This is a genomic window from Candidatus Chloroploca sp. Khr17 (assembly GCF_004138165.1).
GTDB lineage: Bacteria > Chloroflexota > Chloroflexia > Chloroflexales > Chloroflexaceae > Chloroploca.
This window is the reverse complement of record NZ_RYFF01000029.1, coordinates 1-23,393: the sequence shown is the minus strand read 5'-3', so window position 1 is coordinate 23,393 and position 23,393 is coordinate 1. Positions and strand designations below refer to the sequence as shown.

General features: G+C 60.8%; 13 protein-coding genes. 8 read left to right on the top strand and 5 right to left on the bottom strand.

Annotation, left to right across the window (positions count from 1 at the left end; translation table 11 throughout):
* Nucleotides 1-5: 5 nt before the first annotated feature.
* Nucleotides 6-1,220 (bottom strand): L,D-transpeptidase, encoded by a 1,215-nt coding sequence (locus tag EKD05_RS16250; RefSeq protein ID WP_129674605.1) that lies wholly within the window; start codon nt 1,218-1,220, stop codon nt 6-8.
* Between the two features lie 343 nt (nt 1,221-1,563).
* Here EKD05_RS16250 and EKD05_RS16245 point away from each other — a divergent pair, with 343 nt between their 5' ends.
* Nucleotides 1,564-2,781: a CpaE family protein gene (locus EKD05_RS16245; protein WP_129674603.1), complete on the top strand. Its 1,218-nt coding sequence runs from the start codon at nt 1,564-1,566 to the stop codon at nt 2,779-2,781.
* Nucleotides 2,782-2,808: 27 nt separating this feature from the next.
* Nucleotides 2,809-6,054: an ATP-binding protein gene (locus EKD05_RS16240; RefSeq protein WP_129674601.1), complete on the top strand. Its 3,246-nt coding sequence runs from the start codon at nt 2,809-2,811 to the stop codon at nt 6,052-6,054.
* A gap of 374 nt (nt 6,055-6,428) precedes the next feature.
* Here the strand turns inward: EKD05_RS16240 and EKD05_RS16235 are convergent, their stop codons facing one another.
* From EKD05_RS16235 to EKD05_RS16220, 4 genes are all read right to left on the bottom strand, one after another.
* Nucleotides 6,429-8,408: a glycosyl hydrolase gene (locus EKD05_RS16235; RefSeq protein WP_129674599.1), complete on the bottom strand. Its 1,980-nt coding sequence runs from the start codon at nt 8,406-8,408 to the stop codon at nt 6,429-6,431.
* 73 nt (nt 8,409-8,481) lie between these two features.
* Nucleotides 8,482-9,960, bottom strand: coding sequence for a phytoene desaturase (locus EKD05_RS16230; RefSeq protein ID WP_129674597.1), 1,479 nt, complete (start codon nt 9,958-9,960; stop codon nt 8,482-8,484).
* A 352-nt stretch (nt 9,961-10,312) separates the two neighbouring features.
* The gene (locus tag EKD05_RS16225) at nt 10,313-11,107 is read right to left on the bottom strand and encodes a response regulator transcription factor (protein ID WP_129674595.1); all 795 of its coding nucleotides are present in this window, start codon (nt 11,105-11,107) and stop codon (nt 10,313-10,315) included.
* 292 nt (nt 11,108-11,399) lie between these two features.
* Entirely contained in the window at nt 11,400-12,530 is a 1,131-nt protein-coding gene (locus tag EKD05_RS16220) for a sortase (protein ID WP_240695820.1), read from the bottom strand.
* A gap of 253 nt (nt 12,531-12,783) precedes the next feature.
* Here EKD05_RS16220 and EKD05_RS16215 point away from each other — a divergent pair, with 253 nt between their 5' ends.
* From EKD05_RS16215 to EKD05_RS16185, 6 genes are all read left to right on the top strand, one after another.
* Complete coding sequence (locus EKD05_RS16215; protein ID WP_129674593.1) at nt 12,784-16,677, top strand: AAA family ATPase; 3,894 nt, start codon at nt 12,784-12,786, stop codon at nt 16,675-16,677.
* 660 nt (nt 16,678-17,337) lie between these two features.
* Nucleotides 17,338-17,574 carry a hypothetical protein gene (locus tag EKD05_RS16210; protein ID WP_129674591.1) on the top strand — a complete coding sequence of 79 codons (237 nt, stop codon included), beginning with the start codon at nt 17,338-17,340 and terminating at the stop codon, nt 17,572-17,574.
* Between the two features lie 14 nt (nt 17,575-17,588).
* Nucleotides 17,589-18,092, top strand: a complete 504-nt coding sequence (locus EKD05_RS16205) for a transcription termination/antitermination protein NusG (RefSeq protein WP_129674589.1) — start codon at nt 17,589-17,591, stop codon at nt 18,090-18,092.
* 12 nt (nt 18,093-18,104) lie between these two features.
* Entirely contained in the window at nt 18,105-19,400 is a 1,296-nt protein-coding gene (locus EKD05_RS16200; protein WP_129674587.1) for a nucleotide sugar dehydrogenase, read from the top strand.
* Nucleotides 19,401-19,740: 340 nt separating this feature from the next.
* Complete coding sequence (locus tag EKD05_RS16195) at nt 19,741-20,703, top strand: NAD-dependent epimerase/dehydratase family protein (protein ID WP_129674585.1); 963 nt, start codon at nt 19,741-19,743, stop codon at nt 20,701-20,703.
* Between the two features lie 662 nt (nt 20,704-21,365).
* Nucleotides 21,366-23,222, top strand: coding sequence for a polysaccharide biosynthesis tyrosine autokinase (locus EKD05_RS16185; RefSeq protein WP_129674583.1), 1,857 nt, complete (start codon nt 21,366-21,368; stop codon nt 23,220-23,222).
* Nucleotides 23,223-23,393: the final 171 nt, after the last annotated feature.

The window sequence follows — 23,393 nt, the reverse complement described above, 5'->3', positions numbered from 1 at the left end:
ATTGCTCACCAACGCACGGTGACGGGGGTGCCGGTGGGGGCCCATTCGTAGACCCAGGCGGCTGCGTTGAGGGGCAGGTTGATGCAGCCGTGACTCCGCCGTACGCCGGTGCCAAACTGGTTGTGCCAGTAGGTGCCGTGCAGCGCGACGCCGCCGACGATGTACATAGCGTGGGGGACATTCGGGACGTTCCAGCATTCGCCGGCAATGCAGCCAGACATTGTTTGTGACCGGACTTTCGCGTAGATCGCATAGCGTCCAACTGGTGTGTTGAAGCCGTCGCGTCCGGTGGAGACCGGGGCATCAAAGACCATCCGGTCGCCTTCGTAGGCATAGAGCCACTGGTCACTCAGGTCAACAATGATGGCTTTGCCGCCACGCGGCGCTGCCACCGGCGCAGCGGGGGCCGGGATTGCCGTAGGAGCCGGGGCGCTTGCGGGGGCTGGGGCCGGGGCTGCGGGTACGGCCGTCGGTGGGATGGCCGTCGGTGGAACCGCTGTCGGTGGCGGCGGGGTTGGGATCGGCAGAGGCTGACCGTAGTGATCAACCACGCTTGCCCCCGCCGGATCGACCGCCGCCGTCGGAAGGCCACGCAAGAGCGCCAGGTCGCGCCCAAGGCTCCCGATCTGGATCAACGTTCCTGCTTCACTGGCGCCGGGATAAGCTTCGAGGCGTGCTCGTTCAAAGTACTGCACCAGCGCCATCTGCGTGCCAATATATTCCCAGGCCGGATTGCTGATCGGCAACCCAAAAACATCTAGCCCGCCCATTGTCTCCCAGAAAGCCAAAAAGGGCTCGCCAACGGCATACCCAGTCGCGGGAAACAGACGAGCCTCGGGAAGTCCAAGCACGACCGGGTCAGGCGGCGCAAACTCTTTCCACAAGGCTTCGGCATACTCGGCCCCAAGCCGACCGCGCAGGATGGCCCCCTCATACGCAGGATGCTGCTCGAGCCGTCCATACTCGAAGTATTGCACCATCAACCCTTGCTGCTCGAAGGGCTCGGTCAGCGGCGAGCCCAGGGTCTGTGAACCATTGCTGCTGCGCCAGTGGTTCAGAAACCCATACGCATTGCTCAAGCGGTGCCCCGTAGTCGCAAAATAGAGCACATCTTCCTGGGCGCGTCCTGCCGTGGGAAGGGCAAACATCCCGACGGCGACACCGGCACATATGCTGAGCAAACAGACAACAAGAAACGATCGGGTAAGCCGTGGCAACATAGGGTGACTCCTGCGAGGGGAAGACATACGTCAGGTGTGTGGCGGGGGTGTCCTGCTCCTTCGATTATAGCCGCTGGCCGATAGTTGTCAAGGGTTTTGCCGGCGGCGCGTGGTTGGCCCTGCGGCCCGCGCTTGGGCAAGGCTGCGCTTGCATCGCTTGACAAAACGCCCGCGTCGCGGGCGTTTTGGCGAGCGAAAGAAAGTTTCCTTAGTAGTCTGTAACTTAAGTTTCCCGGTCGCGCCGCCGACGCCAGTACGTTACACACTACTGAGTAGATCACAGTGTGGTAATAGCGATATGCTACAGTATAGCTAGGATACACAAAGATCTGGAGAGTGGAGCATGGCACAGCGCATCCTGGTGGTTGATGATAGTATGATGAACCTCAAGACCATTGAGTTGGCTCTGGTGTCGGGTGGTTTTGAGGTCATTCTGGCCCCGGATGGCCGTGAGGGTCTGCGTCTGGCTGAGTCAATCCGCCCTGATTTGATCATTCTCGATGTTGAAATGCCAGGGATGGATGGCTACGAAGTCTGTCGGCGTATCCGCCGCTCGTCTGCCCTCGCGACGCTTCCGGTGATGATGTTGACGGCAAATACGTCGTTGCACGAGAAGATCCAGGGTCTTGAGGCGGGTGCCGATGATTATATGGGCAAGCCGTTTGAGACCGAGGAGTTGCTTGCGCGGGCGCGGGCGCTTCTGCGCCGCTCGGTGATCAGCATTCAACCGCAAGAGCAGTCCAGTGGCAAGGTGATCGCGTTCTTTTCTCTCCGCGGTGGCGTGGGGGTCTCGACGCTAGCCGTGAATCTCTCGGCTGGCCTGGCGCAACTCTGGAATGGGGGCGTGGCCCTCGTTGATATGGTCTTTACGGGTGGGCATAGTGGCTTGATGTTGAACCTGCCGTTGCGGTATAGTTGGGGCGATCTTGCTACGAAGAATAGTGAAGAAATTGACGCCGATACGCTCGATCATATGATGCTGAGCCATGCGTGTGGTCTGCGGGTCTTGCCTTCGGCCCCGCGTCCCGAAGATAATGAGCCGATTAATGGCGAACTTGTCTCGCGGGTGCTGAAGGTGCTGCGCTCTTGTTACAACTATGTCGTGCTCGATATGCCCCATAGTTTTAGTGAACCTTCGCTTGCGGCGCTTGATGCGGCGGATGAGATTATTCTGCTCATTGCCCCCGAAATTGGTTCGGTTGTGGCCGCAACCTGTGCGATGGATGTCTTTGCCCAGTTGGGCTATGATCCCGAAAAGATTAAATTGCTGATCAATGTGACCTTTGAGCGCGGTGGTTTGCCACGCAAAGATATCGAAAAGGCACTCGGTCGTAGCCTTGATACGGCCATCCCCTTTGCCCACGATCTCTTTGTGAGTGCCCTCAACCGCGGTGCACCTCCGGTTCTGGAAATGCCGACCAAGCCGCTCGGTATTCTGCTCGAAGACTGGGCTTTTCATTTGAGTACCGAAGCTGACCGTCATCGCCCGGCGGCGACTGGTTCGCCCGCCCATAAACGTGTTCATCAGCGCCAACTTCAGCGGCAGGGGGCAAAAGCCTGAGGTCTGGCTGTGCTACGGAGCCGTCTTATGTCAGAGTCTTCCCATGGTATCTTCCGTGTTCCCCGTGGGCGTGTTCATCGCCTTTATCGTAAGCTTGAGGTGCTGGAACAGCGCTATGAAGAACTAGACGCACGGGTCAGGCGGAACAAAGAGGATCAGAATCGTCTCACTCGTGCACGTACGCGCATCGGTGCCGCTGATGGCCTTGATGGGATCCTTCAGACCTTTGCGACCACGGTCTTTGAGGTCGGAGGTTTTGATGGGGTGGCACTCTATATGCATCAGGCTCAGACCCTTGCCGTCAAACATCGTCTCGGTGCCGATGTGAGTTGCTGGGACGATAGCCTCGCCGAGAGTCCGATTGGTGCGGTGGTGCGCACTGGCGAGCCGTTGCTGATTCCTGATGCCTGTCAATGGCGTGCGGCACCTTCCCCTGATCCACTCTCGTTGGCCGTGCTGCCGATCAAGGGCATTGATCGGCTCGTTGGTGTCCTTGCGGTGGTGCGCCACGAGGCTGATACCTTGACCGACGGCGATCTCCGCTTTCTGAATACGCTCTGCGACGATGTGGGCAAGGCGATTGAGCGCACCCGCTTCCGCGGCGATCAGCAGCGTGTCGTACGCGAAACCTTGTTGCTCAACCGGATGATGAGTGTAATCGCGACGGCCCCCGATATGCGGCAGGCGCTCCAACGCATCTGTGTCGATCTCGCCAATGCCTTCGATGTCCCCCAGGCGCTCTGTGCCCTGTTGAATGAAGACCGGACAGCGCAGACGGTGGTGGCCGAGTATCGTGATGAGACCGGGCCTTCGGTGATTGGTTCGGTGATTCCGATTCGTGGCAATCTCTTGACGCAGGATCTGATCGCTCGCCGCGAGACGGTTGCAATTGCCGACATCTATCTTAGTTCCCAACGTGAACCTAATGCAAATGGCGCAAAAATACGCCGCAAGGTTTCGTTGCTGATCGTGCCGGTCTTGATTAACGATACGGTCATTGGCACGATCGGACTCTCTTCGCCCCAGACGCGGGTCTTCAACGCCGATGAAATTGCGCTGGCCGAGCGCGTCGCCACCGCTGTGGGCCAGGCCCTGACCAACCTGCAACTCAAAGAGGCCGCCGAGGCTGCGGCTCAGGCCCGCAGCGAGTTCCTCACCAATATGAGCCACGAGATCCGGACGCCGCTGAATGCGGTGATCGGGATGGCTGGCATGCTCGCTTCGACCCCGCTCAACGAGGCGCAGCGTGAGTACGTTACGACGATCCGCAATGGCGGCGAGACGTTGCTCAGTTTGATCAACGATATCCTTGACTTTTCCAAGATTGAGTCGGGCAAGCTTGAACTCGAACAGATGCCGTTTGATCTCGAAGAGTGTGTCGAAACGGTGCTCGATATGGTTGCGGCCACCGCTGCGACCAAGAAACTGGATCTTACCTGCCTGATCCAACCAGGTGTGCCACGGATGCTGTCGGGTGATATTGCCCGGATTCGCCAGATCCTTTTGAATCTGCTTGGCAATGCGGTCAAATTTACGGCGCAAGGGTGGGTCACCCTGACGGTGCGCGCTGCCGAGCATCTGCCGAATACCATTGATTGGTCAGGTGACTGGTCTCAACCGACGCCAACCGAGATGCAGTTGACGTTTGAGATCCAGGATACCGGCATCGGCATTCCTCCCGAGACGATCGACCGGCTTTTCCAGGCGTTCATCCAGGCCGATGCCAGTACGACCCGGCGCTATGGCGGCACGGGCCTCGGCCTCGCGATCTCCAAACGGCTCTGTGAATTGATGCACGGCCAGATTGGTGTGTCGAGCGAGGTTGGGGTCGGCAGTACCTTCTGGTTTACCCTTACGCTCCCCCTTGTGCTTGATGCGCGTCAGGCTGGGCTTGACCAGGATGGGCCGAGTCTCTTTGGGCGTGAGGCGCTGATTGTTGAACGCAATCCGGCGGCACGTCAGATGCTGATGTACCATTGCGAGCATTGGGGTGTGGTCGCGCACTCACTCGCTTCCGTGTCAGAAGTCCACACCTGGCTGGTCGAGGGACATCCCGTTGATGTCGCCCTGATTGGGACTATCTGTGAAGAACCCGAGCGTACCAGGGTGCTCCAAAAGCTCTGCCACCATCTGGAAGCAACCAAGACAGCTTTAATCCTGATGGTTGCCCCTGGCTCGCAGGCCTTGCCAACACAGCATGCATATCTCTTCTTGCGTCGCCCCATCAAACGGGCCGCCCTGCATCGTACCTTGCTTGAAGCCCTGGGTCTGGTGTCACCCCAAGAGCAGACGCACGAGCTTGATGCGCTTGAAATTCCCAGGCAGCAGGTACGTGCCCGTGTCCGGTTGCTCTTGGTCGAAGATAATGCCGTCAACCAACTGGTGGCTGTGCGCATGCTTGACCGCCTCGGCTACCATGCCGATCTGGCGGCCAATGGCCTCGAGGCCCTCGATGCGTTAGCGCGCCAGCCCTATGATGTCGTCTTGATGGATCTGCAAATGCCCGAGCTCGACGGGATCGAGACAACAAAACGCATTGTCAGCCGGATGGAACCTTCGCAGCGCCCGTATATCATTGCCATGACCGCGAATGCGATGAGCGGCGACCGCGAGCTTTGCCTCTCGGTTGGCATGGACGACTACATTAGCAAGCCAGTACGGATCGAAGCGCTCGACGCCGCCCTGATGCGGCACGAAGCGTTGCATACCCCCGCAACTCAGTCTGGCCCTGGCCCCGTTGCGGAACCAGAGAGCGATTGGCAACTCTTGCCTGATCCTGACAGTGACTCCTCGTATGCGTCACTGGGTGACTCCTCGTATGCGTCACTAGACGACTCCTCGTATGCGTCCCTGGCGGGCTCCTCGTATGAGCCAGTTGCCGAGTCGGTGGCCGTGCCAGTGCCTGTTATGCCATCGGCTTCGGTCTATATCAACCGCGCAACGCTCGAGCTGCTCGGCACTATTCAGGGGGGCAGTGATACTGCAATGATCGTCCAGTTCATCACGCTCTTCCTCTCGGAAGCGAGCAGCCTGATCGCGCAATTGCGCCAGGCGATTGTAGATGACGATCTGGCCCGCATTCGCCGGGCGGCCCATACATTGAAATCAACCAGCAAACTGGTTGGTGCCGAACCCCTGGCGGAAGCATCGCGCATCCTGGAAGAAGAGGCCCGCGCCGACGCGATCAACGATATTCAGGGGCACCTCGCCAGGATCGAGCAATTGCATACCCTGACAATCCCCGTCTTGGAAGAGATTCGCGTTTCGCTGTAGGGGCACGGCTTGCCCGTGCCCTTCTTCCATGGGCACGGCATCTGTCGGGGCACGGCAGCGCCGTGCCCTTTCTTCCATGGGGCACGGGCTTGCACGGCGCGGGGCACGGCGGTCGGGGGCACGGCGGTCGGGGCACGGCAGCGCCGTGTCCCTACGGGGGGCGCGGCGGTCGGGGCACGGCGGGGCACGGCGCGGCACGGCGCGGCGGGGCACGGCGCGGCGGGGCGCGGCGGCTGTAGGGGCACGGCTTGCCCGTGCCCTTCCTTGCACGGCGGGGGCACGGCGGTCGGGGGCACGGCGCTGCCGTGCCCTTTCTTCCATGGGGCACGGCGCCGCCGTGCCCTTCTTCCATGGGGCACGGGCAAGCCGTGCCCCTACGGCATCCGATCGTACCGCATAAATTGTTCTCGCCCCAACAGGCCAAATTGCATCTCGTACGGTGTCCCTGCGTTGGCCGGGTGGTGTTCGATGCGGGCGCGCTCAAAGTATTGGACGCGGTAAGTTCCCCCGGTCACGGCGGTGGCAAAGAAGGCGTCGGTTAGCGGCAGCCCCGCGAGATCAAGCCCGCCTGCCTGTTGCCACGCTTCAAGGAACGGGGGGCAGAGTTGCTTGCCGGTTTCGGGAAACCATTGGCACGCCGGGTCGGGATTCTCGATGCTTGGCAGGCTGCGCCAGTCGAGACCCTGGCGTTGCAGCGCTGTGTCGCCGAGCCGCGCCAGTTGCACTTCGTAGGCGCTCCCCCGTAGCTCGGGGAAGTATTCGAAACGGGCGCGCTCGAAATACTGAACGGTGCGCGGTCGTCCGGTGCCAGGTTCGGGTTCGATCACTTCTTCCGTCAACGGGTAGCCGAACCGCGCTAAGCCGCCCCGCCGCTCCCAGAAGGTGCGGAAGGCTCCCCCAAGGCTGTGTCCTGTTGCCTCGAAGATGGCAGGATGCCGCGGTGGTTGGTCGTACTCGACATAGAGCGGCGCTCCCAGGGCGTCAGGATGTAACGTCAGGATGCCCGCCGTACTGGCGAGAATGTGTTGTACCTGGCCGTTCCAACTGCGTACGAGCGCCTGGCGACATCCACACGCGACCTCCAGCGCCGGGATGCTATTGCCGGTACGCCAGATGACATCCACTCGTCGCCCGTTGCCGCTGTAACGGTGCCAGTAGATGCCCTCGTCGCCATGTCGGATCACTTCCCGTAGACTCAGCCCGCCCAGCATTTCGGTCATCGTTCGGTACGCGACAAAGGCTGGTTTGCGCAGATCCGCCCGATTCGGGTCGAGAGGATAGCTGCGACGTAACAGGCCGTAGTGGAATTCTGCTTCGTCCTCGTTGTAGACTGGCTGATCATACGGGGCCTCGGGCTGGGTGTCGTTCCGGAAATCGTACCAGAAGACCTTTTCGATGCTTGGATGGGCAATGGCGTGCAGGTACGCACGTACTAGAAAAAACGCTTGTGTATCCTCATTAACACCTTGCCAACTGCGCGTGCTTGACCAACCCCATTCGGTCAGCCAGACCGGTTTGGCCCCGTAGGTGCGCAGAATACCGTCGAGCCGCTGCATCTCTTGTCCAAAGGTCAGCGATTGATCGCGCCGCCAGGCGTCACCTTCCGGTGCATCGGGCCGATACGGGTGGATCGCGATAATGTCAACATGCTTCCACCCACCAAGCTGACCGACACGGTCGAGATAATCAAAATAGTCGTAGTAATGCTCAGAGGGCGGCACGCTCCAGATGCTCGAGAGCCCACCCATCACGATCTTCGCCCGCGGATCGGCCGCCAGCGCCGCTGCTCGCCCGACCTCCAGAATGCGCACAAAATCGGCAACTGTGTAAAGTCCGCTCTCGTAGCCAGAGGCGGCGAGATTCGGTTCGTTCCAGAGCTCCCAGTAGGTGATCTGGTTGCGTTCGCGTCCATAACGGGCGACGGTCTGGTAGACATAATCGCCCCAGTCGGTGATCCACTCGTCGGGGGTGGGATTCTTGCCTTTGAACCAGGCGGGATTGTAGGTGAGTAACCCGAGGATGTTGATGCCGGCCCGCGCCTGGGCGCTGATAGCCAGATCGTAATTGTACATCCCCTGCTCATTGCCGTCCCAGCGATAAGGGCCGCCAGGCTCTTGCTGCACCTCGTGCCAGAAGATCTCCTCGCGTTGCCACTGAACCCCTGCCTCACGCATAAGCGCAACAGCAGCAGGGATTTCATCGCTACGCACCCGGTTGCCCAACGCGGCCACTACGCCAAAGGGCGTGCTCTTATCTTGCCAGGGCAAGCCCTGGGCGGTCGTAGGTCGAGGGAGGGAAAGCACTGGTACAATGAGGAGCAGAACGAGGAGGAGCAGGAGATAGAATTTACGCATACATTACTTTACACTCTCAGAGGGATGCACGTGGGTGCCAACGCAGTTGGCACCCACGTGCATCCCCCTCAATTTACGCTTCGCCGATCAAGCGTTCCGCAATGATCGCCGACGAAAGCACCCCGGGCAGGCCAGCCCCGGGATGGGTGCCAGCACCAACAAAGTAGAGGTTCGGGATATCTTCCGAGCGGTTGTGTGGGCGGAACCAAGCCGACTGGGTGAGCAGCGGCTGCATCGAGAAGCCTGAGCCAAGGTGGGTGTTGAGGGCGTCACGGTAGTACCGTGGGTCAACCATATGCTCGACGACGATATGCTTGCTGAGTTCGGGCATATAGTTCTCTTCGAGGAAATTGATGATCGCGTTCCGGTAGCCTTTTGCGGCCTTGGACCAATCGGTGCGTGCCCCGAGGTGCGGCACTGGCGAGAGCACATAGACCGCCTCGCCGCCTGCCGGTGCCATGCTCGGGTCGGCGTGCGAAGAGCGGTGAAGATAGAGCGAGAAGTCGCGACTGAGGTGCCTGCGGTTGAAGATGTCGTTGAGCAGGCCCTTGTAGCGCTTGCCAAAGATAATATTGTGCTGCACCAGACCGTGATCATCGTAGCGACGATTCAGCCCCAGATAGATCACCACCAGCGACATACTATACTTCTTGCTGAGCAAGCGGCGATCCGTATTGAACTTCCGGTGCTCGGGGGCGATCAGCTTCTGATACGTATAGGGCACATCGGCATTCGAGACCACCGTATCGGCCTTGAAGATCCGCCCGTCCACCAGCCGCACCCCGACGGTGCGCCCGTTCTCCACCATGATCTCGCTTGCCTCGGCATTGAATTCGAGCTTGCCCCCGATCTCCTTGAACAACTTCACCATCGCCGCGACAATCGTCCCCGTGCCACCCATCGCGTGATGAACCCCCCACTCGCGTTCGAGATAGTGAACCATCGCATAGATCGACGATGAATCAAACGGATTGCCGCCGATAAAGAGCGGGTGGAACGAGAAACAGCGGCGCAGGAAGTCGTGCTTGATAAAGCGCGAAACATAGCGATAGGTACTGAGGTACGATTGCATCCGAATAAGATCGGGTGCCACGCGCACCATATCGGTAAAGTGGAGGAAGGGCTGATCGGCGAGTTCGACAAAACCCTTCTGGAAGATCGCCCGGGTCGAAGCCATAAACTTCTTGTAGCCCTCGACATCACTAGGGTTCCAGCGCCGGATCTCCTCTAGAATTGCCGCCGGATCATCGCCATATTCAAAATGGCGACCCTTGGCATCAAAGAGGCGATAGTAGGGCTTGCATGGCTGCAGTTCGAAATAATCCTCACGGCGCTTGCCTGCCGCCTGCCAGATATCATCGAACATAAACGGGGCCGTGATCACCGTTGGCCCGCTGTCAAAGGTAAAGCCCTGGGTCTTGTAGACATAGGCCCGCCCGCCGGGCTTATCACGCTTTTCAAGAAGGGTTACCTGATGGCCTTTAGCGGCAAGCCTAATTGCTGCGCTCAAACCGCCAAAGCCACTACCAATCACCACAATCTGCTGTTGCATAGGGACGTATCCATCCAAACTAGGGTTCACCCCGGCTCAGTGCGCATTGCACCGCAAGATGAGGCTGCCAGAAGGGGTGCCAAGATCCATGATAGCCTGAGGTAGTTGCTGGTATAGATGAGAGAGTTGTACCCATAGTGAAGGGTTTATTACTGTTAGTCGGGGCACGGCGGTGCCGTGCCCGCAGTCGGGGCACGGCAGTAGCGGCACGGCGGTGCCGTGCCCCAACATATCAAGCCGACAGTCGGGGCACGGCACCGCCGTGCCCGGCAGTCGTCGGGGCACGGCACCGCCGTGCCCCAACTCGCATCAAGCCGACAGTCGGGGCACGGCACCGCCGTGCCCCAACCCATCAGAAGGAATCTGGATCATCAGAGGTCAGCATATAGCCCGCACCACGAACCGAGATGAGCAAACAAGGCAGATCCGGATCGGGTTCTACCTTACGACGGACACGATAGACCATCGCTTTGACGATTTGCCGTGCCTCGTCGGTGGTACAGCCATGGTATGCTAGGACTTCGCGGGCGATCTTCTCGACGGGTACCACGCAGTTGCTGTGGCGAGCGAGGTAGAGTATCAGATCGAATTCACCATGCGAAAGACGAACAGGTTGCTGATCAACTGCGACCCGGCGGCGCATAGGATCAATTTCGAGGCGGCCAACACGCAAACGCTGCTCGGGGGGCGTAGCCACATAGGATGTCTCAGCAGGATCGGCCAGATGCAATAACTGAGTACCAAGTTGACGCAGGGCCTTCAGGTGATCGAGCCGTAGACGACGCTTTGCAATAACTACTTTTACCTGCGCAACCAGGTCATTCAGGCTGGCTGGTTTACGCAGATAGCCGGCCGCCCCTAGGTTGATGGCCGCTATCGCCGACTCAAGGCTGGCTGCTCCGGTCAACACGATCACTTCGAGATCCGGATCCAGGGCTTTTGCCTCACGCAGAAGGGTTAAACCGTCCATCTGGAGCAACAGAAGATCGGTGATCATCAAGGGGAACCGCTCGTGATGGAGTAACCCGAGCGCTGCTTCCGCACTCTCAACCGTCGTAACCAGAAAGCCAGCCGTGCGCAACTGTGCATCAAGCATCATGCGCGTGACTGGCTCATCCTCCACCACTAGTAGTCTGTGATCCTCCATACACCCACTCCTTGTTCTTGTACGTATGACTTACATGCTGCTACTTCTCTGTATGCTTCCCCTTCCTTGTGAGCCTTGGAAGATCTTGATGCACGCATAACAACACGCTTGCCACGATGCATGTTTGTGCCTTCACGCGTGCTCTAGGCTTACCATATAATTTCGACATTGAATAGTCGTAAAGATACCCATTCATGTCAGAAAAGGTTAGGGGACAAAGTACTATCCTGGAGTAGCCCTTTGGTACCATCCTAGTACTGTTACCAGAGTACTATCTTTGTTGGTACGCTTGTTACCTCCCCGTCACAGGGATAGCGATGGTGATGAGGCGGTGGCTCATATCTACCACTTCGTTCTGGACGATCACCTGGTCGCCGATGCACGAGACGAGGGTGAGCAGTTCTTGTTGTTGCGGCAGGATGTATTGCACTTCTTCCGGTTTGACCCAGATCTGGCGGCTGACAATATAGTCGAAGCGCTGGCCGGTGCTGGTGTACAGGGTGATGCTATCCCCAGGGACGAGGTCTTTGATGCGGGCGAAGGGGGCTGGAATTGATGGTGCGTCGCGGAAGCGCAGCACGTGTCCCCAGAGCACGATGTTTTCGCCTTCGCCGGGCGTGGCGCTCAGGTTGTACCAGCCGACGTCGTGCTTGGGTACGATGGGCACGCCTTGGGGATCAAGGCCAACCGAGACGATGGGGCTGTCAATGCCTTGCGCCGGGGCGACGATCCGCTGCGGTACGGCGCGTACGGCCCGCGGTGCGGCTTGGGCCTGTGGCTTTAGTTCGGCCCCCAGTAACCCACCTAGCACCCGAAACTGCGCCGGTTGCTCGGGGTGGATTTCGAGCCGCGCTCGCTCGAACCATTGCACGACGTATTCGCGTCCGTCGGCCAGGGTTTCCGGGCGGGCTTCGGTAACTGGCAGCCCCCAGAGCGCAAGACTTTCGGCGACGCTGTACCCGGCGCGCCCGTCGTTTTCGATGCCGTTCGCTGCCCAGGCGCGCAGGATGTCGCCGCAGACGTTGAGGCCTGTGTCGCCAAAGAAGCGGCACCCCGCTGCTGGTTGCCCCGCAACCGGTAGTATCGGGCTGCGCCCGTCACGGGCGAGCCGTTCGCTGCCCAGGCGTCCCAGTTGCACCGTGTACGGCCAGGCAAGCTCGGGGTGCAGTTCGAGCCGGTGTCGCTCAAACCACTGCACCTGTACGCGCCGCCCCTCGATCACCTCGGTCTGCAATGGCGTCAAGGGGTACCCAAAGACCGCCAGGCCACCATGCTGCTCCCAGTACCGCTGAATCGGCCCGGCAATGCAATAGCCCGTCGCCGCGAAACAGCGTTCGCGTTGCTGCGCCTGCGCCGGCATTGCCCCAAACGCCGCCAGCAGCGCGAGCAATGCCATGACGCTTACGTACATATGTTTCATCATGAACCCCCCTCGAATTTCTGGGTTGCTTAACTTTTACTTAATATATGGAAAAGATGTGGAGAAGATGGATGAGTTTGTTTGCACTTTGTGAAGCATGGTACGATTTTCTGGTATAATGCTTTTCGGATATTGTAGCATAGTAAGCTTTTGGCTAGGGGCTTGGGTGGTCGCAGACCCTAGGGCGATTTGATGCACTTGCCCTATTTCCTATTTTCTACTTCCTATTTCCTATTTCCTATTTCCTACTTCTTCTATGCCTGATACCTTGCGTCTGTGGATGTTTGGACAATGGCGGGTCGAACTCGATGGCGAGTTGGTTCAGGTTCCGACCCGTATGGCGAAGGTTCTGCTGGCGCGTTTGGTCTGTGCGTTCCCTTCCCCGATCCCTCTGACGTTACTTGGTGACGATCTCTTTCCGACGCTGGAACCGGCCCAGGTTCAGCGTCGCCTGCGCTCAGCACGCCATTACCTTCGCCAGGCGCTTGGCCCGATCCTGGTCACTTCCGAGCGCCACCTCGGCCTTGATCCGCGCCTGGTGGTGCTCAGTGATTACCATGCCTTTATGCACCAGAGCCGCCCCGATGCGACCCAGGCCGAGCTTGAGCACGCCATGACGCTCTATACCGGGCCGTTCCTTGGTTCGCTCGCTGATGCCTGGGCCGCCCACGAGGCGAGTGTGACGCAAGTCCGTTACCTCGAGGTGCTCCATCGTCTGGTGACGCTCGCTCGTGCCAGTGGTTCGGCGATGCTTTTGCTGCGCACCGCTCGCCGCTGGGTGATTGAGGAGCCATGGGAGGAGCAGGCCCACGTTGCGGCGGTGCAGGCGTTGCTTGATCTCGGTGAGCACGAGGCTGCCCTGGATCAGGTGAGTCAGGCCCGCTCGATGCTGCGTGCCGAGTGGCAACAGCATACCTGGCCTGCGCTGGATGAATTGGCTCGCTTGCTGGCGCGGACGCCGCCCCCGGTGGCTTCTGCCCCGATAGCTCCCCTTGCTGAACTGCCGACGTTGCCGCTGGCGTTGCCTGTTGAGGTCGAGAGTGGTCTCGCGGCGGCGTTGCCTTTGATCGGTCGGGTGCGCGAGCTTGAGGGGTTGGCTGAGGTCTGGCAGCAGGCGCTGGCCCGTCGCCCCACAGCGGTGTTGATCGAGGGGGCGAGCGGGCTGGGCAAGACGCGTCTGGTGCAGGAGTTTGCCGCCCAGGTGCGCCTGCGCGCTTCGTGGACCGTCCTTTGGTTGACGCCTCGTTCGGGGGCGCACGATGTCTGGGAACTCTTTGAGGATGGGGTGCTCGGCGCTGGCCGTACGGCGCGTGTCTATCTGCGGGCTGCCTGCGCGAGCCTTGATGACCAGCAGTGGCATCTGCTCTGTCGCCAGATGCCCCGTCTGCGTGAGGTGCTGCCCGAGCGCGCACCGCAGCCGCTGCGTCGTGCGCAACGCCTTCGCTTTGATCCGCTGCAGGCCCTGGTCGCGTTGCTCGATCGCGTGGCTGCGCAGGGTGCCTTGCTGCTCGTGATCGATGATTTTCCTGGCGATCATCAGGCGCTGCGGCAACTCGTGATCCGCTTGCTCGCCGGCCCACGCGCCCTCTGTGTGGTCTTGACGGCGCCCCCCGGTGAGGCGAATTTCCCTGTGGCGACGCTGCGCCGACCGATCCTTTTGCCCCTGCGCCTGCTGGCCCTTGAGCCGCTTGACCCCCAGGCGACGCTACACCTGGCCCAGGCGGCCGTAGGCGGCCGCATTGCCCCTGCATTGCGCGACCGCTTGCTCACGAGCAGTGGTGGTCATTCCGGCTTGCTCCTTGGCCTGATCCACGTTCTCTATGAACATCAGGTGCTCTGGTATGACCCACCGACGGGATGGGGCCTGATCAGGCCGGATGTTTCCCTCCCCACAACGATGCCCGCGTTGATGCGCTGGCAAGTCGCACGGCTTGCGCCTGCGGCATGGATGATGGCGTGTACCTTTGCGCTGCTTGGGCGCCCTGCCGATGAGGGCCTGATCGAGGCGCTCTGGCCTGAGCCAGGGCAGCGGGTGGCCCTGCTGTCTGACCTGCTGATCGCCGGGGTGCTGATCGAACGGGGCCAGTATCTGCGCCTGGCCCACCCTGACCTGGGGGTGTACCTGCTTGAGCGACTTGACCCTGAAACGCGGCGTACCTTGCACGCCCAACTCGCCACTGCGCTTGGCCGTGCGCTGGATCGTCCTGTGACGCTGCGGTTCGAACGACTTGCGCATGGGGCCCTGGGCCACCTGTGGGATGCCGTGCTTGACGAGGCGCTCGACGCAACGTATGAGGCCCTTGCCGCTGGCACGTTGCCCCTGGCCCAACGCAGCCTTGGCTTTGCCAGCGCCGCCGTGCAAGCGCTGAACCTCCCCGTCGGCCATGCCCTGCGCTGGGAGGTTGTGCGCTTGATGGCCTTTTCCCCCTCACCCCCCCTGCCCCCCCTCTCCCACGAGGGGAGAGGGGGGGAGCCACGCCCCTCCCCCCTGGTGGGGGAGGGGTTGGGGGTGGGGGGGCAAGGATGGCACCAGCCTAAAACGCTATCGTTGAGAGCGGTGGGGGCGGGTGGGGCCAGGCCTGCCTCGGCACCAGACCTGCTCCTTGAAGAGGCACAGGCTGCTGGGCGGGAGGATTGGCAGATCGAGGCGTTGATCTGCGTCGGGTTGGCTCGCGGGACGCTGGTTGATCCTGCGGAGGGCGAGCGGGTGCTGCGTGAGGCGTTGGCCCAGGCGCACTGCGCCGGGTTGACGCGGCTTGAGGCGCAGGCGTCGCTGGCGCTGGCTGAGGTGCTGGCGATCAGTGAGGCGTATGATGAGGGCGTGCTCTATGCGCAGCGGGCTGTTGAGCTTGCGGCGATGGAGGTTGGATGCGGGGCCAGGGTGCGTTCCCATAGCGGCAAACATGCTCAATCCACTGTCTTGACCGAAGCACGGTTGAACCTTGTTGCCGCTTTGCTTGCTGCACACCGGTGTGAAGCGGCGGCTGCGGTGATGGCGCACCTGGTTGATGATGCTGCGCTGACGACGATGCCACTGCTGGCGGCGCGGGCGTTGCTGGTGGAGGCATTGGTTTGTCTGAGTCAGCGTCGGTATGGCGAGGCGCTGGCGCTGCTGCGTGCGGCGCTCTTCCAGGCGCAACTGGACGGTGATCAGCGCACTGAGCTTGAGGTGCGGGTGCGCCTTGTGCATACCCTCGGCCTGGTTGGGGCGTTTGAAGAGAGCCGCTTGCTTGGGGCGACGACGCTGCCCTTGGTTCGCGAGGCGGGCCTGCTGGCCCCACTCAAGTTGGTGCTTGTCAGCATGACCCTGACCCTCCTGGCCTTGCACGAGTATGAGCAAGCCCTGGCGCTCGCTCGCGAGGGGGTTGCGTTGACCCGTCGCCTGGCTAGCTTGCCTGGCGCGGCATTCCAGGAGACCCTGGTCGCGGCGGCACAACTCGGGCTGGGCCAAACACCCGAAGCCTATGCGACCTTGCTGCCGCTTGAGGCATCTGGTATCCCGGCGCTGCCCGTCGAGGGCAGCGTGCTGGCTGCCGAAGTCTATGCCGCAGCAGGTGAGCCTGACCGCGCCCTTGCCTATGCTCGCGCTGCAGCCACCCTCGTTGAGCCGAGCCTGCCGCACTGGTCTCCGGCAATGACCCGCTGGCGGATCGCCGACGTGCTCGCCGCGTGCCAAGCCTCCACCGAGGCAGCAACCGTGCGCACCCATGCCCTTGACGCATTGCTCGCCGAATTGGGGTATAATAAAGAGCCTGAGGTTCGTCGTACATTGCTTGCCCTGCAACCATTTGCCCTGGAGCCAGACTGCCAGCCATTTGTCCAGCGCCCGCGCTGTCTCGCCTGGCTCCCCCTGCGCCATGCACCAACCGGACGGCCCCTGCAACCTGATGAGTTGCACCCGGTCGTCTGGACAATTGAGGCCCCGGATGATCCTGTTGACCGCATTGCCCGCCGCCATATCTGCCTGCTCCGCCTCTCTGGTGAGGCCATCGCTCAAGGATGTCTTGCGACCCTTGAGGAGCTTGCGCGTGTCCTGGAGGTCAATGTACGCACGATCAAACGTGACCTCGCGCTGTTGCGTGAACAAGGCATTGTGGTTGTAACGCGGGGCGGTGACCTCAAGGCGAACGCACGGGTCAGCGGACGGTAGGTGTTCAGACGGTGGCTATGTCCCCACGGTTATCAGGGGATTGCCGGGTAACGTGACGGTCTCCTGCTAGGATAGCGCTTGTCTCGGCATCGCAGGGCGATGTCGAAATGGCGGAGCGTGCCCAGTACTATGGATCGGGTCGCGAGGCGCACGCGCCGCAAGGTACCTATAGGGCGATTGCATCTTCCGTGTATGCACCCCACCAGGGCACCCGCAAGGGCACCCGCAAGGGCACCCGCAAGGGGTGCCCCTACGGGGCGGGGCCGGTGTACGGGCACCCCTTGCGGGTGCCCCACCCCGGTACGGGCACCCCTTGCGGGTGCCCCACCCCGGTACGGGCACCCCTTGCGGGTGCCCCACCCCGGTACGGGTATCCCTTGCGGGTGCCCCGTTGTATCCGGTTTCGTATGATGCAATCGCCCTAAACGTACCTACGCATGCATAGGGCCACTCGTCGCACGCGCCGCAAGGTACCTACGCATAGGGTTGCGCGGCGCACGCGCCGCAAGGTACCTACGCATAGGGTTGCGCGGCGCACGCGCCGCAAGGTACCTACGCATAGGGTCGCGCGGCGCGCACGCCGCAAGGTACCTATGCATAGGGTTGCGGCGCGCTTGCGCGCCGCAACCCTATAAACCAAAACCACGCAAGGGATAACTCATGGCACAGTTGCGCTGGCTGTTGCTCATGCAGAGGTCGGAAGATGAGGAGACCGGGGGGCCACAGTTTGTATTGTGGCTGGTTGATCCCGAAGGGAAAGCCCCCCCAGTCCGGTGTACGACGGTGGACGATTTGATGGCGACGCTGATCCAGTCGTGGAATCAGCGGGTCAACCACGCGCTACCCGAAGACGGTCATCCGAACGATGACACCGAGTTGGCGTGTGGCGGGGTGTAGGTGGCAAGAGGTCTATGGCAGCACACTGGTACGCATTGCAGACAAAGGCCCGCAAAGAGGCGCTGATCACCGAGCAGCTTGAGCAGCGGGGCGTGCCGGTCTTTTACCCGCACCTGGTGGTAAAGCCGGTGAATCCGCGTTCGCGCACGATCCGCCCCTTCTTTCCCTCGTATGTCTTTGTCAAGGCTGATCTTGGCAAGTTTGGCCCTTCGGCCTTTCGCTATCTGCCCTTTGCCGTTGGCCTCGTCAGCTTTGGCGGCGAGCCGGCGGTCGTTGATGATGCGTTGCTCCAACTGATTGATCAACGCCTCACTGAGATCAACGCCGCCGGCGGCGAGACCTTTTTTCAACTGCGCCCCGGCGATCGCGTCGTCATTGAACACGGCCCGTTTGCCCAGTACGAAGCGATCTTTGACGCCCGCCTCCGCGATAGCGACCGCGTCCGCGTCTTAATTGATCTGCTTGGCGATCGCCAACTGCGCGTTGAGCTCAAGGTGAATCAGATCAGGCCGTTGTAAGATTTTCATTGTATGACTTCACAACCCGTGCTCCTTCAAGCCTTTCTCGAACGTGTTCATCGTCGCGACGTCAGCGTTGCCATCGTCGGCCTTGGTTATGTTGGTCTGCCCCTGGCGGTGGTGTTTGCCGAGGCGGGCTTGACCGTCGTCGGGATCGATCTTGATCCGCGCAAGGTAGAGTTGCTGAATGCTGGTGAGTCCTATATTGAGGATGTGCCTACCTCAAGATTGGCCCCGCTGGTGCAGGCTGGCCTGCTGCGGGCGACTACTGATGTGGCAGTGCTGGCCGAGTGCGATGCGGTGAGCATCTGTGTGCCGACGCCGCTGCGCAAGACGGGTGATCCCGATATTTCGTATATTGTTGATGCGACCGAGCAGATTGCCCGGTATCTGCACCGCGGGATGTTGGTGGTGCTTGAGAGTACGACCTACCCTGGGACAACAAGTGAGGTGATCCTGCCCCGTTTGAGTGAACATCAGGATGGTCTGCGCGTTGGCACGGATTTCTTCCTCTGCTTTTCGCCCGAGCGCGTTGATCCCGGTCGTACCGACTGGACAACCAGGAATACGCCGAAGGTGATGGGCGGCCAGACGCCCGCCTGTCTTGAGGCAGGCCAGGCGCTCTATGGCGTTGCGATTGAGACGGTGGTGCCGGTCTCGTCGCCCGCCGCCGCCGAGATGACCAAGTTGCTCGAAAATACCTTCCGCTCGGTCAATATCGGTCTGGTCAACGAAGTGCTCTTGATGTGCGAAAAGCTTGGCCTTGATGCGTGGGAAGTGATCGAAGCCGCGGCAAGCAAGCCCTTCGGCTTTATGAAATTCACCCCCGGCCCCGGCCTCGGGGGGCACTGCATTCCCATTGACCCCCTCTACCTTTCGTGGAAGCTGCGCACGCTTGATTACACGGCACGCTTTATTGAATTGGCAAGCGAAATCAATACCGGCATGCCGCGCTATTGGGTGCAAAAAGTGCAGGACGCGCTCAACGAGGTTGGCAAAGCGCTCAAGGGCAGCAAGGTGCTGGTGATTGGCATTGCCTACAAAAAAGATGTCAGCGACATGCGCGAATCGCCCGCGCTCGACATCATCCACCTGCTGCAAGACAAAGGGGCCAGCGTCACCTACCACGACCCCTATGTGCCCGACGTTGACCACGACGGCATTACGATGACCAGCGTGCCCAACCTGCACGCAGCCCTCGCCGACGCCGACTGCGCCATCATCGTCACCGACCACAGCACCTACGACTGGCCAACGATCCACGCCACCGCCCGCGTCATCGTTGACACCCGCCGTACTCTACGTTAATCGTTGCAAAGCTTGCTTATTCTTCTGCGAGCAGGGTTTTCTGGTATCCCTGGGAGCGAGGGCGTCCCGCCCTCGAATGCTCTCCGAGGGCGGGACGCCCTCGCTCCCAGTCCCAGGACTCGCAACCGTGACATGCTGCGTATCACATGGCCCACGGGCCAGTGGTGTGGAGCGAAACCAGTGCCGGTGCGTAGCCTGCCCTGTCACCCCGAACGGAGTGAGGGGTCTTCCATGCGGATCAGTGCAGATTCCTCACTGCGCTCCGCTCCGTTCGGAATGACTGTGGCGCCTTTGCGTCAAATCATCAGCCGTTGCTATAGCACAGCCCTCAACACATAATATGCATACATATTTGATCACCGGCGGGGCCGGCTTCATTGGCTCACATCTGGCTGAGTATTTGCTGGCGCAGGGGCAGCGCGTGCTGGCAATTGATAATCTCTCGACGGGGGCGATGGCGAATATTGCCCATCTCTTGCCCAACGAGCATTTTCGTTTTGCCAGGGCTGATGTCAATGATCTGGTCGTGCTCGATCGATTGGCGTCAGAGGCACAGGTGATTATTCATCTCGCCGCAGCCGTTGGGGTGCAACTGGTCGTTGAGCGCCCGGTGCATACGATTGAGACCAATGTGCGTGGTACCGAGACGGTGCTGCGGGCGGCGCTCAGGTATGGCTCGCGGGTGCTGGTGGCGAGCACGTCGGAGGTCTATGGCAAGGCGACGCGGGTGCCTTTTGCCGAGGAAGACGATATTCTGCTGGGGGCAACAAGCAAGAGCCGCTGGAGCTATGCGGCCAGCAAGATGCTCGATGAGTTCCTGGCCCTCGCCTATCACCGTGAGTTCGGGCTGGACGCGCTGGTGATGCGCTTCTTCAATACGATTGGCCCTCGCCAGAGTGGACGGTATGGCATGGTGGTGCCCCGTTTTGTCCGCCAGGCGCTCTCGAACGAACCATTGACGATCTATGGTGACGGGCAGCAGGCGCGCTGCTTTTGCGATGTGCGCGACATTGTGCGTGCCGTTGTTGCGCTGTCCGATCACCACCTGGTTGGCCCCGAGCGCGTCTTTAACCTGGGCAACACCCGCGAAATTACGATCACAGCCCTGGCCCAACTTGTCAAAACCCTGACCGGCAGCAGCGCCGAGCTTGCCTATGTCCCCTACGCCGAAGCCTACGCCCCCGGCTTTGAAGACATGCACCGGCGCGTCCCCGACACCACCCGCATCCATCGCCTGCTCGGTTGGAGCCCGACGATCGCGCTTGAAGAGACGATTGGGGATATTGCAGCGGCGCTGCAATAAAATTGGTACGGAAACCTGCCAGGTTTGACGGCGCAGGCAAGCCTGGGAGCGAGGGCGGGACGCCCTCGAAGGTATTCCGAGGGCGTCCCGCCCTCGCTCCCAGGAGAGTTGCCCGTCCATGGCGATTGCACCATACGAAACCGGATACAACGGGGCACCCGTACCAGGGCGGGGCACCCCGCAAGGCGTGCCCGTCCCGGGGGCGTGCCCGTCCCGGGGGCGTGCCCGGTGTAGGGGCACCCCTTGCGGGTGCCCTGGCGGGTGCCCGTCCCGGGGGCGGGCCCGGTGTAGGGGCACCCCTCGCGGGTGCCCTGGCGGGTGCCCGTCCCGGGGGCGGGCCCGGTGTAGGGGCACCCCTTGCGGGTGCCCTTGCGGGGGCGGGCCCGGTGTAGGGGCACCCCTTGCGGGTGCCCTTGCGGGGGCGGGCCCGGTGTAGGGGCACCCCTTGCGGGTGCCCTTGCGGGTGCCCTTGCGGGTGCCCTGGCGGGTGCCCTGGTTGCCCGTCCCGCAATAGTTGCTAAAATGCAATTATCAGGTACAATGAAGAGCCTACCTGACATTCCGTGCATTCTGTCACATTCATTGCATCTCAGTGAACCAGAGGCTGAGGGTCGTGCGCAGGTGGTGATGAGACTGTTCTTCCATAGTTAAGGTGTTTCTGCATGGAAAACGACTCGGTCGAGATCGACCTGCTCCGTTATTTCTTTATTCTCCGTCGCTGGGCTTGGTTGCTGATCCTTGGCGCGTTGCTTGCTGGTGGTGCTGCCTTTCTGATTAGTCGCCAGATCACCCCGATCTACCAGACGTCAACCACGCTGCTGATCAACCAGGCGTCGAGTGGCGGCAGTTCTTCCGCTGAGTATCAATCGATCCTGACCAGTGAGCGGCTTGCGCAGACGTATGCCACTGTGATGGTGAGTCGACCGATCCTCGAGCAGGCAATTGACTCGCTCGGGTTGTCAATGTCGCCTGCTCAACTCGCGGGGCGTGTGACGGCAACCCCCGTGCGTAGTACGCAGTTGTTGCAACTGACCGTCACCGGCGAAGATCCGGCCCAGATTGCGGCGATTGCCAATGAGATTGTGACGATCTTTGTGCAGCAGAATGCCGCGTTGCAGAGTAGCCGCTTTGATGCGACCCGCGAGAGCCTTGAGACAGAGTTGGCGAAGATCCAGGGGGAGATTGACGCAACGCAGGCGTTGCTTGACCAGGCGACCGGTGCGGCGAATGCCGGTGAGCGGGCACGCCTCCAGGAGTTGCTGGCACTCTATCGTACGAGCTATGCGTCGCTGCTGCGCAGCATCGAAGAGATCCGGCTGACCGAGGTGCGCCAGAGTGATAGTGTGATCATGATCGAACCTGCCCTTGCGCCAGTCAGCCCGATCAGCCCCCGTGTGATGCAGAATGCCCTCATTGCGGCGGTGGTTGGCCTGATGCTTATGTTTGGCCTGGTCTTGCTGCTTGAGTTCTTCAATGACCGCGTTGGTTCGAGCGATAAAGCTGGCGAGATGCTTGGCACGACAGTGCTTGCGACAGTCGGTGACATTGAAGGCGAGCGGGCACCCGAGAAGTTGGTGACGCTGACAACGCCCTATGCCAATATCTCTGAGGCCTATCAGATGCTGCGGGTGCGGCTTGATGTATCTGCCTATGGGCATGGGCTGCGCACCGTGCTGGTGACCAGTAGCAACCAAAGCGAGGGCAAGAGTACGACGGCAGCCAACCTTGCCGTCGTGTTGGCGCGTGCAGGCAAGCGCGTGATCTTGGTTGATGCCGACCTGCGCCGCCCGACGATGCACACCTATTTCAGCCACCACAACCTGCGTGGCGTAACGACCGCCATGGTACGTGACCCTGGCTCGAGCATTGATTTCCACTTTCAGTCAACCAAACTCGAAAACCTGCTGCTGCTCCCCAGTGGCCCGCTGCCCTCGGACCCGATGGCAATGCTGAGCTCGCAGCGTTTTGCCGACCTTGTCGAGACGCTGAAAGAGATGGCTGACATCGTGATCTTTGACAGCCCGCCAATCTTGCAGGTCGCCGACTCCACCGTGCTGCTCAACTTCTGTGATGCGGTCGTGCTAGTCGCCATGGCAGGCAAAACCCGCACCAGTGCCCTGCGCCAGGCCAAAGCCCTGCTTGACCAGTCGGGCGCAAAACTCGCCGGACTTGTGCTCAACCGGGTCTCGAAGCGTAGTTATGGCTATGGCTATGGCTATGGGTACGGCTACGGCTACGGCTACGGCTATGCCCCCGACGATCCCAACAAGACCAAACAATCGTGGCTCAAAACCCAATGGCAGCGCCTGACCGGTGGCAAACGCAAGCACAAGCACGCAAGCAGCGAAGCCACACCGACAAGCACCATTGACAGCACAGCCACACCACCACAAGAACCAGCGACAACCCCGGTTGCCATCAATGGCTCCTATGATGCCGACCTCGACGACGCAGCCGAGCCAGCGATTGTCGCCGCTGGCAGCGGCAGTCCTGAACGAAGCAAACGAAGGCGCAGGTAAAGAAACGAACCTGCAAATAAGGTGGGTGATTTGACGCAAAGGCGCAGAGGCGCAAAGGTTTGAGGGAAGCGCGTGCGCGTCTTGGTGGCAAGACGGGTCAACCCTGCCAATACGGTGGGTTATTTGACGCAAAGGCGCAGAGGCGCAAAGGTTTGATGGTAGAGTATGCGC